The sequence below is a fragment of the Nocardia sp. PLKS1-43 genome, from assembly GCF_059510335.1.
In genome coordinates this window covers 94,612-107,337 of record NZ_JCAJZQ010000017.1, presented here as the reverse complement: position 1 = coordinate 107,337, position 12,726 = coordinate 94,612, and the positions used below count along the sequence as shown (strand labels likewise).

Here is a 12,726-nt window from a genome sequence, read left to right as displayed (position 1 = left end):
TGACGCAGCATCGATCGGTATGAAGGATCGGCCGGACGATCCGGACCTACGTCAACTTAGCCTAAGCTAAGAAAGACGGCTGAGAATATGACGACACAGATTTCGACCAAAGGGTGCGCAGAAGAATGACCGAAACCAGTGCAGAGTCGAAGGGTGAGGTGGGCCCCGCCTCCGCGTCCGACGCGCGCCCGCTTCGCATCGCGATCGTCGGCGCCGGACCGGCCGGAATCTACGCCGCCGACGCCCTGATGAAGTCCGACGCCGAGGTGAGCATCGACCTGTACGAGCGCATGCCCGCGCCGTTCGGCCTGATCCGCTACGGTGTCGCGCCCGATCACCCGCGGATCAAGGGCATCGTCACCGCACTGCACAAGGTCCTGGACAAACCGCAGGTGCGCCTGCTCGGCAACATCGACTACGGCACCGACATCACCCTGGCCGACCTGCGCCGCTTCTACGACGCGGTGATCTTCTCCACCGGCGCCAACGCCGACCGCGCCCTGGGCGTCCCCGGCATCGACCTGGACGGCAGCTACGGCGCCGCGGACTTCGTGTCCTGGTACGACGGGCACCCCGACGTGCCGCGCTCCTGGCCGCTGGACGCGGAGAAGGTCGCCGTCCTGGGCGTGGGCAACGTCGCCCTGGACGTCGCGCGCGTGCTCGCCAAGACCGGTGACGAACTGCTGCCCACCGAGATCCCGCCGAATGTCTACGCGGGCCTCAAGGCCAACAAGGCCGTCGAGGTGCACGTCTTCGGCCGCCGCGGACCGGCCCAGGCCAAGTTCACCCCGCTCGAGCTGCGCGAACTGGATCACTCGCCGAATATCGAGGTCATCGTGGACCCCGAGGACATCGATTACGACGAGGGCTCCGAGGCGGCGCGGCGGCACTCCAAGCAGGTCGACATGGTCTGCAACACCATCGAGCAGTGGGCGATACGCGACGTCGGCTCGCGCCCGCACAAGCTGTTCCTGCACTTTTTCGAATCCCCCGCCGAACTCGTCGGCGAGAACGGCAAGGTCACCGGCCTGCGCACCGAGCGCACCCAGCTCGACGGCACCGGAAACGTCAAGGGCACCGGCGTATTCCGCGACTGGGACGTGCAAGCGGTGTACCGCGCCGTGGGCTACCTGTCGCAGAACATCCCGCAGCTGCCGTTCGACGACCAGGCCGGCACCGTGCCCAACGAGGCCGGCCGCGTGCTGATCGACGAGAGCGCCGACGACGGCGCGCGCTACCTGCCCGCCACCTACGTCACCGGCTGGATCAAGCGCGGCCCGGTCGGCCTCATCGGCCACACCAAGGGCGACGCCAACGAAACCATCGCCTGCCTGCTCGACGACGCCGCCGGATTCACCCCCGCCCCCGAACCCGAACTCGACGCGGTCACCGACTTCCTGGAGAGCAAGGGCATCCCGTTCACCACCTGGGCCGGCTGGTACCGCCTCGACGCCCACGAACGCGCCCTCGGCGAACCCCAGGGCCGCGAACGCGTCAAGGTCGTCGAACGCGAAGATATGCTCCGCGCCAGCGAGCCACACAAGGGCTGATGGGGCATGCTGAATCTGTGTTCGACGCCCATGTCCATCTGATCGATCCGCGGTTCCCGCTGATCGAGAACGAAGGTTACCTCCCGCCGCTGTTCACCGTCGCCGACTATCGAAAGCGTATGTCGCGCTTCGATATCGACGGCGGCGCCGTGGTGAGCGGGTCGTTCCAGGGGACCGATCAGGAGTTCCTGCGCGCCGCGCTGGCCGAGCTCGGGGACAACTGGGTCGGGGTCACCAATCTGGACCCGGGCGTCTCCGATACGGAGATCGTGGAGTTGAGCAAGGCCGGAGTGCGGGCGCTGCGGTTCAACCTCAAGCGGACCGCGGGGGATATCGTCGAGCTGACCATGCTGGCGTTGCGGGTGTACGAACTCGCGCGCTGGCATGTGGAGCTGTACATCGACGGGTCCATGCTGGGCTCGCTCGAGCCGGTGATCAGCAAGTTGCCCGCGCTGTCCATCGACCACATGGGCATGTCCGACGAATGCCTGCCGTACCTGCTCAATCTCGTCGACCGCGGCGCGAAGGTGAAGGCGTCCGGATTCGGCCGGGTGTCGATGGACGTGCGCGCGGCGCTGCACCGGATCCACACCGTCAACCCGACCGCCTTGATGTTCGGCTCGGATCTGCCCGGCACCCGCGCCGGACGCCCGTTCCGCGACAGCGATGTCGAGCTGATCGGCGAGGTCATCGGTTCCGATGTGCACTTGGTCCTGGAGGACAACGCGCGCGCGTTCTACGGACTTCCGGTCAAGTCCCGCCCGATGGAAGCCGCCCCGCCGACCAAACCCCTGCCGGCGATCCAATCCCCCACCCTGCGCCTGAAGCCGTAATTTCGGCCCTCGCTTCGCTGCGGCGGGCCGTATCTTTGGCCTCCGCTTCGCTCCGGCGGGGCCGGGGCCCTATTAACCCCGGTCCTTCCCTCCTCCGCTCAGTCGCTGCGCTCCTTCGTTCCGTCAGTCCAGGACCGGGGCGGGCCCCGGCCTTGAAGTTGGTGTTGCCCGGGGTGGGCGGAACTGGGCGATGCGAGTTCATCCGGCCGCAAGCACACGGCATGGCACGGGCTCCAGCGGGACGCTCAGTTCGGCGGATGCTGGATCAGGTGGTTCGCGGCGGCGAGGCCGACGCGGTAGGCGTTCTCGACCGAGATCGCGAAGCCGGTGTAGGTGGCGTTCAGCAGGGCGGTGACCGAACCTCCCGCCGGCGGCTGATCGAAGTCGCTGGCGGTCCGCAGGTCGACGTAGCGGTTCAGTTTTCCGGCTCGGGCCAGGGCCGCGGCGGTGGCGTTGTCCTCCATCTGGGTGGTGCAGTAATCGGCCTTACCGCCGGTTTGCAGGCCGACGATGTACGCGGTCTGGGCCGAGGACGCCGCGCCGGAGAAGAAGTTGTCGCCGGTGGCGCTGTCGCATTCGGCGACGAAGGGTTTGTCGTGGCCGGTCTGCGCCGGGTAGGCGGCCCGCACCGAGGCCAGACCGGGATCGTCGGCCAGTGCGACATCCTTGGTGCTGCGGTACACATCGTCCACGAGTGCGCCGTTCAGCTGGTACGCCTGGGTCACCGGCTTGTCCGAATCACTCAGCGGCAGATAGCCGTTGGGCGTACTCGGATCGTCCTGCGCCAGGATGTGATGTCCCAGATCGACATCGACGACCCAGTGCGCCCACGCGGCGAATCCGAGCGTTCCGGCGGCCGGCGGCGTCCCGCCGATACCCGCGGTGATGAAATACGCCTTGTCCAGGTTCAGTTCCGGGCTCGCGAGCATGGCCGAGACCGACAGCGCGGCATTGACCTTGCCCTCGCCGGTCACCATCATGCAGAGTCCGGAATCGTTGCAGCGCACCGGATTTCGAACACCGGGCAGGGCGGCTTCGCGGGTCCACCGCTGCCGGTCCAGCCACGGTTTGGCCTCCGGGCCGAACATGGTGACGACCATGGCCCGCACCGTGATCGGCTGCTCGGCATGGGATGCGCAGCCCGCCGCGGCGAGCGTGAGCGCGAGTATCGATATCAGCGTGCCGACCGTTCTGGTGATCACCCGGAGTCCCCTCGTCGAACAATGCGTGCAGACAAGAGATAGCGCATGCCCGGGGGTGGCACGTCGATATCGATGCAACACGTGTTGATCGGCACCGCGCCGGGCGCACGCGCCACCCACGTGACGCGCCCCACGGAGAGGTCTTATTGTCGGTATGTCAACATCGGCGGCCGACGCCGGTGCGAGGAACGACGAGTGAGGTAATCCGTGAGCACTTCATCCACCCCCGCACAGGGCCCGCTCGCGGGCATCCGGGTTGTCGAACTGGCCGGCATCGGCCCCGGCCCGCACGCGGCACTGCTCCTGGCCGATCTGGGCGCGGACGTGGTGCGGGTACAGCGCCCCGGCATGCTGCCCGGATTCATGGAGCGTCCGCAATGGCGCGGCCGGACCATCGTCGAGGCCAACCTCAAGGATCCCGCCGACATCGAAAAGGTGCTCGGCCTCGTCGACAAGGCCGACGTGCTGCTCGAGGGTTTCCGCCCCGGCGTCACCGAACGCATGGGCCTGGGCCCGGACGTCGCGCAGCAGCGCAATCCGCGCCTGATCTACGGCCGCATGACCGGCTGGGGCCAGTACGGCCCGATGGCCGATCGCGCCGGGCACGACATCAACTACATCTCGCTGACCGGCGTTTTGCACGCCATCGGCCACAAGGGTGAGCGGCCGGTGCCGCCGCTGAACATGGTCGGCGATTTCGGCGGTGGTTCGATGTTCCTGGTGTTCGGCGTGCTCGCCGCCCTGGTGGAACGCCAGAACTCCGGCAAGGGCCAGGTCATCGACGCCGCGATGGTCGACGGCGCACTGGCGCTGTCGCACATGATCTGGGGGATGAAGGGCGTGGGCCTGTGGTCCGACGAACGCGGCTCCAACCTGCTCGACACCGGGATGGCCTTCTACGACACCTACGAGACCTCCGACGGCAGGTACATGGCGGTCGGCTGTATCGAGCCGCAGTTCTACGCCGAATTCCTGTCCGGGCTCGGGATCGACCCCGCGGGCCTGCCCAACCAGCTCGACCCGGCCGGGCAGGACCAGCTGCGCAAGCTGTTCGCCGAGAAGTTCAAAACGCGCACCCGCGATGAGTGGACCGAGGTCTTCACCGGCACCGACGCCTGCTGCACACCCGTACTGACCATGTCCGAGGCCGAGCAGAACGAGCACATCGCCGCGCGCACCGGTCTGGTCGAGATCGACGGCGTCGTGCAGCACGCACCCGCACCCCGGTTCTCCCGCACCCCGGGCGCGGTGCCGACCCCGCCGCCGTCCGAGGGCACCCCGATCGAACAGGTGTGGGCGGACTGAGCCGCTGCCGGCGAGGCTGTCCGCACCGGACGCCCTCGCCGGGATTCCGCTGCGAAATCGCGGACCGATTCGTAGTATTCGATCGAGGTTTCCGAACTGCTTGCCGCCGTGCGGGGTTCACCCGCCACGCGCGGAATCATGAGGCACTAAAGTAAGTTCCATGGCTCGGAACTGGCCGATGATCGAGCGCGGCAGCGAATTGGAGTTGTTACGCGCCGCCCTCACCGGCACCGAATTCGTCGGAGCAGTACTCACCGGCGACGCGGGAGTCGGCAAGACCACCCTGGCCAGGCAGGTCGCCACCACGATCGGCGGCAACATCCGGTGGGTCGCCGGAACCGAGTCCGCGCGCAGCATTCCGCTCGGGGTCTTCGCGCACATGGTCGGCGTGTACACCGCGCACGATCCGGTGACGTTCATGGCCGCGGCGCGCGAGGCGCTGCTGGCCGACGGGCACACCATCATCGGCGTCGACGACGCGCATCTGCTCGATCAGCTTTCCGCGACACTGCTGCTGCAACTGGCCATCGACAAGGCCGCGCACATCGTCTGCACCGTGCGCAGCGGCGTCACCGTGCCCGACGCGGTGACCTCGCTGTGGAAGGACGGGCATCTGCTGCGAATCGACCTGTCCCCCTTCACCGAACGACAGAGCGTCGAACTGGTCGAATCCATGCTCGGCGGCCAGCTCGAGGGTTTCACCGCGAATCTGATGTGGGAGTCCTCGGGCGGTAACGCGCTGTTCCTGCGGCATCTGGTGGAGGGTGCGCTGGAGGCGGGCACGCTGCGTCAGGTCAACGGCGTGTGGCAGTTGCGCGGACGCGCGGCGGTCACCTCGGAATTGGCGGCGCTGCTGGAGGATCGGGTCGAGCAACTGCCCGACGAGGTGCTTCGGGTGCTGGAACTGCTGACCTTCTGCGAGCCGATCGACCTGGACGTGATGGCCGAGCTGACCGGCGAGGAAGCGGTGGAGAACGCCGAATCGCGCGGGGTCATCCGGATCGTCGAGAACGGCCATCAACTGCTGGTGCGGTACAACCACCCGCTGTTCGGCGAGGTCATCCGGCGGCGGCTGGGTATCGCCTCGGCGCGTCGATTACGGGGGCGGCTGTACTCCTCGCTGAAGGAGCGTCCGGTCAAATCGGCCTCCGATCGCATCCGGCTCGCCGAATTGGCCTTGGACAGCGACCGTTCCGCGGATCTGGAACTGTTCGAGGCCGCCGCCGAGGATGCCATCGGCCTGGCCAACATCCCGCTCGGCGAGCGGTTCGCGCGCGCCGCGGTGGAACGTCGCGGCGGTGTCGAGGCCGCGGACCTGCTGGCCCGCGCACTGCTGTGGCAGGGGCATCGGATCGAGGCCGAACGCACCCTGGCCAGTTTCGACGCCGATCAACTCGACGAGGTGCAGCTCGCGCGCTGGGGTAGTACGCGCGTCGCGAACCTGTTGTGGGCCATGGGCGATGCCGATCGCGCCGACGAGGTGCTGGCCCTGGTCCGGAGCAAGGTGCGCCATCCGAAGATCCAATTGACGTTGCAGGGCTTGGCTTCCGCGTGCGCGGTGAACGAGAACCGTTTGCAGGACGCGTTCGTCGACGCCGACAACGTCATGTCGACGCCGCGGGCGCCCTCGTGGGCGGTGTGGTGGTCGGCGTTCGGCGGCGGATTGTCGCTGGCGCTGATGGGTCGCGGTGAGGCCGCGCGCGCCTATGCCGCGCGGGGGCACGAGGTGGAGTCCGACATCGATGGGCTGAACCGGTTCATGTCCACTCATGCCGAGGTGCTCGCACTCACCTTGACCGGCGACCTGACGGCCGCACGCCGTTGCGCCACAGCGTATTTCGGCTATTCCGCGCCCGGCCAGTATCTCGCCTGGGGGTTGTCGAAGATCCTGCAGGGCACTGTCGACGTCGCGCAGGGCCGGTTCCTGGACGGGGTGGAGAATCTCGAGCAGGCGCTGGCCGCGTTGACCGCGGAGGGCGCGGCGGCATGGATGTTCCCGGCGAGAATCCGCCTGGCCGAAGCGTATTCGGCGTTGGGCCGGGCCGCGGAGGCCGCCGACACCATCGCCGCGGCGATCGCCCGGGGCGGGCGGCACAGCGCGGTGTACGAACCGCAGCTCGAGATCGCGCGGGCCTGGCAGGCCGCCGCCGAGGGCACCGTGACCCCGGCCGTGCGGCTGGCCATCGGTGCGGCCGACGCCGCCGCGCGATCGAATCAGCATGCGATCGAGGCGATGGCGTTGCACACCGCGGCGCGGTTCGGCGACCACAGCGTCGCGGGGCGGCTGGCCGATCTGGCCGCCCGCATCGATGGGCGGCTGGTGCAGGTGCAGGCTCGGCACGCGGTCGCGGTCGCCTCGCACGACGGGCCCGGATTGGACGCTGCCGCAGCCGAATTCGAGGAGATCGGCGCGTTGCTGTCGGCGGCCGACGCCGCCGCGCAGGCCGCCTCGGCACATGAGCGTTCCGGGGATCGGCGGCGGCTGCTGGAATCGGCCGCGGCGGCGAACCGGCTCGCCGCGGCCTGCGGCGGGGCGGGAACGCCGGCCCTGCGCCAGTCCGCGCAGCCGCTGCCGCTGACCGCACGCGAACGCGAGATCGCGAATCTGGTCGCGGCCGGACTGAGCAACCGGCAGATCGCCGATCGGCTGACCGTCTCGGTGCGGACCGTCGAAGGTCATCTCTACCGCGCCTGCATCAAGATGGATGTGACCGATCGGGAGGCGCTCGCCGACCTGATGCGCGGCGAGCCGCCGAGCGGCAAACAGCGCAATTAACCTCTCGCACCACAAACTCCGCCTGATAGATATGTTTTCCGTCGAATAATCCTCGTTTCGTGTGCGTCTGCAATTATCGATTTGCCATCGGTGGTTATCGGGAAGTTATCCTCGCCGGACATGCGACGCCGCAGGTTGTCGCCCGGATCCACACCGTTCCCGGGGGGATCCGTCGCTCGTCCGAGATATTCGAAGGTGGGGGGTGTTCGACGTGGCACGTCGTTTCGCGGTGAATTCCGGTGCTCGGCGGCGCGCGCTCGCGCTGGGGGCGATTCCGCTGGCGCTGGCGGTTGGTTGCTCGTCCGGCGGGCACGCTCCGGACCCTGGCCCGGCGGGATCCGGGCCCAGCGCGTCGAGCGGCCCGGTCGTCCCGGACCAGCTCGGGCCCGCGAACCCACCGCGGACCGGCACCCCCGATGATCTGCGCGCTCCCGTGGCGGGCAGTTCACCGCAACCCGGGGTGGTCGCTCTCGGCGCACCGGACAAACCGTCGGCCGGATCTGCGCAGCCCGGCGTGACCCTTGTTCCCATACCGCTACACGCGCTGATCGGTCCGGTCCCGCACCACGCGATCCCGCGAAACTTCCGCCCGATCCCGGATACCGAAGCGGCCCCGGCGATCGAACTCGGGACGCTGCACGCGCCGGCGCCCGTGGTTCCGGTCGCGCCGATCGCGCCACCGCCGCGCACCCTGCGCGTGGGCACGTTCAGCACCCCGGTCCCGGATGATGTTCCCGATGCCGTGCTGACCCCGGCGAACATCGTCGCCGCCGATACCGAGGCCACCATTGCGACGGGCCTGAACTCGGTCGGCGTCAACGCGAGTCGATCGGACAAGATCGCCGGTCTGACGATCGCCGGAGCCGCGGTCGGCGCGGCCGTGGGGGCCACCACCCTCGGTGTGCCCGCCGCTGTCGCCGGCGCGATACCGGGCGCGATCGCCGGGGCCGGCGTCGGCGCGGTCGCGGGCGGATTCGTCGGCGGCGCAGCCGGAACCGCCGCACCCGCCGTGGGCACTGTCGCCGGGGCGGCCGCGGGTGCGGCGATCGGCGCGGGCCTCGGCGCCGCGGCGGGTGCGGCGGCAGGGGCAGCCGCGGTCGGCGTACCGGCTGCCCTCGTCGGTGGTATCGCAGGTGGAATCGTCTGCGGCGCAGCCGGTTCCGCCTTCGGCGCGGCGGTCTGACCACACGTGCGGGCTCGGCCCGGCGGTATCGCGCACGTGGTCGCCACCGGCCGCCGCGCATCCGGAATCGGCCACATCGCAGGTTTGACGGTGGCGGACAACGGGTATGGCCCCTCGGCCGATCGCCGATTACGATGCTGTTCGGGCGACCCGCCGGTGCGTCACCCATCTGTCAGATCACTCGAAGGTGGTGTCGTGACTCGTCGTCGCAAGGTATCGATCGGTCTCGCAACCGGATTGGCCGCAGCCGCGAGTGCGGCGCTGATGGCGTTCGCCGGTATCGCCCTGGCCGAGCCGCTGAAGGTGCAGCCGGGGGTGACCGCACCCACCCCCATGGCTCCCTCGCCCCCACCGCCTTCCGCGACCGATGAACCGGCCCAATTGCATTCGGCCACACCCCAGACCCACTCCGAGGCGCCCAGTCGCCGCACCCCCAAACCCACCCAAACCCCCGCCCCGCAACCGCGCGAGGTGCATATCGGCGACCTGAACGCTCCGGTCCCGAACATCGTCCCGGACGCGGTGGTCGACGGCGTCAACCACACCAACCAGGACCTGCGGAACATCATCAAGCCCACCCCCACTCCGCAACCCCGCCACTAGGAATCCAGCCTCACCAGCCGTCCCCGGGCGAACCCGAGCGGTCGACTGCAACCACGCGGGATGCCGTTCCCCTCCCGGGCGAAAGGCGCCTACTGCCAACGAGTACCAACGCGGACCGGAAGCAGGCACCGGCCCCATCCTGGTGAGCCCGAAGCCGGTCGCGACGCCGAACGACTCTGCCCGCCGCGAATCCACACCGAAGCTCGACAAACCTTCTCGGCGACTTTCACCGAGCGGTCTACGGCGTGGAGCGGCCCCTTCCGGACCGCCGCCGGGAAAACCGCGGCGAAAGTCGCCGTAGCGGTCGTCATCCCCGGGGTCGCCCGGGCAACCTTGACCGGGGACTGGATGCGGCGTCCACGACCGCGCAGCGACCTGGGAGCCGGTGCGAGCAGCAACGGACAGCGGTGCGGGCAGCGGCGGACTCGGGCGCAGGCAGCCACGGGCTCCGCGGCCAGCAGCAGCGGGCATCGGCGCGAGCGCGGCGGCCAGCAGCAGGCAGCGGTGCAAGCGCGGCGGGCAGCGGCTTGGCCGCGGTACGAGCGCGGCGGGCAGCGGCGGACTCGGGCGCAGGCAGCCACGGGCTCCGCGGCGGGCAGCAGCGGGCATCAAGTGCGGGCGTGGCCAGCAGTGGCTGGCAAGCGGTCCGAGCGCGGCGGCCAGCAGCGCCTGGCAGCGGTGCGAGCGCAGCGGGCAGCGGTTGGCTGCGGTGCGGGCGCGGCGGGGCTGTGGAGCGAGAGCGCGGGGGTTCGTGGCCGAGGTTGGTAGCGGATCGGGCCATGGCGAGACGCATCGGTGACGAGCAGACGGAATCGCCTGGGTGGCGACTCCGAAAAGCCCTGCGGCACAACGTTTCAGAACAGTGTCGGTTCTCCGAAGCCCGGGGTGCGTTCGATTTCCAGGAGATGGGCCTTGGTGGTGATCCCGCCGGGGGCCGAGAAGCCGTGGAGGGCGTGGTCGGCGGCCAGAACGCGGTGGCAGGGGATGATCAGGGGAATGTTGTTCTGGCCCAGGGCCTGACCGACGGCCTGGGCCGCGCCGGGGGCGCCGATACGCTGGGCGACCTGGCCGTAGGTGAGCGTGTGGCCAGGGTCGATGGCCCTGGTCACGCCGTAGACCGCGCGGTGGAAATCGGGCAGGTCGGTGTGGTCCACCTCGATCCAGCGCAGATCGTCGAGGGCGCCGTCGAGGTGGGCGCGGACGGCCGCGATGACCTGGGCCGCCGTGACGTCCGGCTCGGCCTCCCGGACGCCGCCACGCAGCACTCGACCGCGGGTGACGTCCGGAGTGGCCTCGGGCAGCTGAAACCGCAGCACACCGATACCGGTCCAGGCGATGGCGCAGACACCGATAGCGGTATCGAAGAGCGCTGCCGAGGGCGAGCGGTCCGAGGCGGGCATACCGTCAGTCTGCCCGAGGGTACCGACAAGTTCCGAAATAGCAGTCCAGTTATTAGAACTGGACTGCCCGGCGAAATACGCGGCGACGACCGACGACGTGCGTCTTCGACCCTGCCCCGCACTCGCGACGTGACTCGGCCGCGACCAGATCCGCGTACTGCCGCTGATCGTCCCGGAACGACAGCGACCAGTCCGCCATCGGCGCATGCGGCCGATAACGCTCGAGCAGTCCGGCGGCACGCCCGCCACCGCGGGGTGCGAATCGATACGCGATCACCGCGAAGGCCGCGACGACCAGCACTGAGGCGAGAAAGGTGACCATGTCAGCAATGATCCGACCAGCTGGACTTGAATCAAATATCCAGAAGGCCGATACTGGACTGCATGGCAATTCGGGTGATCAGCGCCGCCACCCTGACCCGCGATCTGGGTCGCTGGCGGCACGACGAGAACGGTGACAAACGCGCGGCCCGCCCCGCGTATCTCGCTCTCGCGGAAAGTATTCGGCTGCTGATCCACGACGGTCGCGCGCCCCTGGGCGTGGCTTTGCCCAGCGAACGCGATCTGGCCACCACCCTGAGTGTGAGCAGAACCACGGTCACCTCCGCGTACGCCCTGCTGCGCGAACACGGCTACCTGATCAGCCGGCAGGGTTCGCGCAGTACGGTCGCCCTGCCGCCGAGCGTCGCGCACGACGGCGCGAAGCCCGCGCGCAGCATCCTGGCGCTGATGTCGCCGAATCAGGTGCCGACGATCGATCTGACCTATGCCGCGATGTCCGCCCCGCCCGAGATGAACGAGGCGTATTCGACCGCGCTACAAGGCATTCCGATCTATCTCGGCACACACGGCATGGATCCGGTGGGCGTTCCGCCGTTGCGCGAGGCGCTGGCCCGCCGCTACACTGAACGCGGCCTGCCCACCGAACCGGATCAGATCCTGGTCACCCTCGGCGCCCAGCACGGTCTGCGCCTGCTGCTCAACGTCCTGACCGCACCGGCCGAGCGCGTCCTGATCGATCATCCGACCTACCCCAACGCCATCGAGGCGATCCGCGATGTCGGCGCGCGCCCGGTCCCGGTGCCGCTGCTGCCGGAACATCCCGAGGCGGGCTGGGACCTGGACGGAATCCGCAGTGCCGCAAGGCAAACCGCGGCCAGCGCGGCATATCTGCTGCCCGACTTCAACAACCCGACCGGCCTGCTGATGAGCGCGGGCGACCGCGCCGAACTCGCCGCCATCGCGCGCGACACCCGGATGACGGTGATCGTCGACGAATCCATGGTGGATCTGCAGCTCGACGGCGAGAGTCCGCCTCCGGTGGCGGCATTCGCACGCGGCTCGGAGATCGTGACGATCGGTTCGGCCTCGAAATCCTTCTGGGGCGGTCTGCGCGTCGGCTGGATCCGCGCCGCGCCGTCGCTGATCACCAAACTGCTCGGCATCCGCTCCACCGTCGATCTGGGCACACCGGTGATGGATCAGCTGGCCACGGTGCATCTGCTCGACCATGCGGACACCATCCTCGAGCACCGCCGCGACCAGCTCCGCGGCCGCCGCACCACTCTACTCGACGCCATGGCCCAGGAACTGCCGGATTGGCGCGCGGTCCCCGCGACCGGCGGCATGTCGCTGTGGGTGCAGCTGCCCACACCGGTCTCCTCGGCCCTGGCCGCGGTCGCACCCAACCACGGCGTGCTGCTCGCGGCCGGACCGCGCTTCGGCGTCCAGGGCGCGTTCGAGCGCTTCCTGCGCATCCCGTTCACCCGCGACGAATCCGACCTGCGGCTCGCCGTGAAATCCATCGCGGACGCCTACTCCACACTCACCCCGCACGCCGCGGAACCGTTGGCGCCCATCACCTATTACTGACC

General features: G+C 69.1%; 10 protein-coding genes. 7 read left to right on the top strand and 3 right to left on the bottom strand.

From position 1 onward, the window contains the following. Positions 1–125 precede the first annotated feature (125 nt). Together AC5WS7_RS36955 and AC5WS7_RS36950 are read left to right on the top strand one after the other, a co-directional pair. Entirely contained in the window at positions 126–1,550 is a 1,425-nt protein-coding gene (locus AC5WS7_RS36955; protein WP_495959293.1) for an FAD-dependent oxidoreductase, read from the top strand. Positions 1,551–1,567: 17 nt separating this feature from the next. Further along, a complete protein-coding gene (locus tag AC5WS7_RS36950) occupies positions 1,568–2,383 on the top strand; it encodes an amidohydrolase family protein (protein ID WP_495959292.1) in 816 nt (271 codons plus the stop codon). Between the two features lie 245 nt (positions 2,384–2,628). Here the strand turns inward: AC5WS7_RS36950 and AC5WS7_RS36945 are convergent, their stop codons facing one another. Beyond that, complete coding sequence (locus tag AC5WS7_RS36945) at positions 2,629–3,585, bottom strand: purine-nucleoside phosphorylase (protein ID WP_495959291.1); 957 nt, start codon at positions 3,583–3,585, stop codon at positions 2,629–2,631. A gap of 207 nt (positions 3,586–3,792) precedes the next feature. On the opposite strand from AC5WS7_RS36945, the gene AC5WS7_RS36940 reads away from it, so the two are divergent. The 4 genes from AC5WS7_RS36940 (at position 3,793) to AC5WS7_RS36925 (ending at position 9,452) form a co-directional block, all read left to right on the top strand. After that, the gene (locus AC5WS7_RS36940; RefSeq protein ID WP_495959290.1) at positions 3,793–4,890 is read left to right on the top strand and encodes a CaiB/BaiF CoA transferase family protein; all 1,098 of its coding nucleotides are present in this window, start codon (positions 3,793–3,795) and stop codon (positions 4,888–4,890) included. A 160-nt stretch (positions 4,891–5,050) separates the two neighbouring features. Continuing rightward, positions 5,051–7,666, top strand: a complete 2,616-nt coding sequence (locus AC5WS7_RS36935; protein ID WP_495959289.1) for a helix-turn-helix transcriptional regulator — start codon at positions 5,051–5,053, stop codon at positions 7,664–7,666. Positions 7,667–7,868: 202 nt separating this feature from the next. Next, a complete protein-coding gene (locus tag AC5WS7_RS36930) occupies positions 7,869–8,849 on the top strand; it encodes a hypothetical protein (RefSeq protein ID WP_495959288.1) in 981 nt (326 codons plus the stop codon). A 195-nt stretch (positions 8,850–9,044) separates the two neighbouring features. Then, positions 9,045–9,452 (top strand): hypothetical protein, encoded by a 408-nt coding sequence (locus tag AC5WS7_RS36925; protein ID WP_495959287.1) that lies wholly within the window; start codon positions 9,045–9,047, stop codon positions 9,450–9,452. Positions 9,453–10,306: 854 nt separating this feature from the next. On the opposite strand, the gene AC5WS7_RS36920 is transcribed toward AC5WS7_RS36925, so the two are convergent. Together AC5WS7_RS36920 and AC5WS7_RS36915 are read right to left on the bottom strand one after the other, a co-directional pair. Continuing rightward, the gene (locus AC5WS7_RS36920) at positions 10,307–10,852 is read right to left on the bottom strand and encodes a methylated-DNA--[protein]-cysteine S-methyltransferase (protein WP_495959286.1); all 546 of its coding nucleotides are present in this window, start codon (positions 10,850–10,852) and stop codon (positions 10,307–10,309) included. A 52-nt stretch (positions 10,853–10,904) separates the two neighbouring features. Further along, positions 10,905–11,174, bottom strand: a complete 270-nt coding sequence (locus AC5WS7_RS36915; protein ID WP_495959285.1) for a hypothetical protein — start codon at positions 11,172–11,174, stop codon at positions 10,905–10,907. Between the two features lie 62 nt (positions 11,175–11,236). Here AC5WS7_RS36915 and yczR point away from each other — a divergent pair, with 62 nt between their 5' ends. Further along, a complete protein-coding gene (yczR, locus tag AC5WS7_RS36910) occupies positions 11,237–12,724 on the top strand; it encodes a MocR-like transcription factor YczR (protein ID WP_495959284.1) in 1,488 nt (495 codons plus the stop codon). The last annotated feature ends 2 nt before the right edge of the window (positions 12,725–12,726 follow it).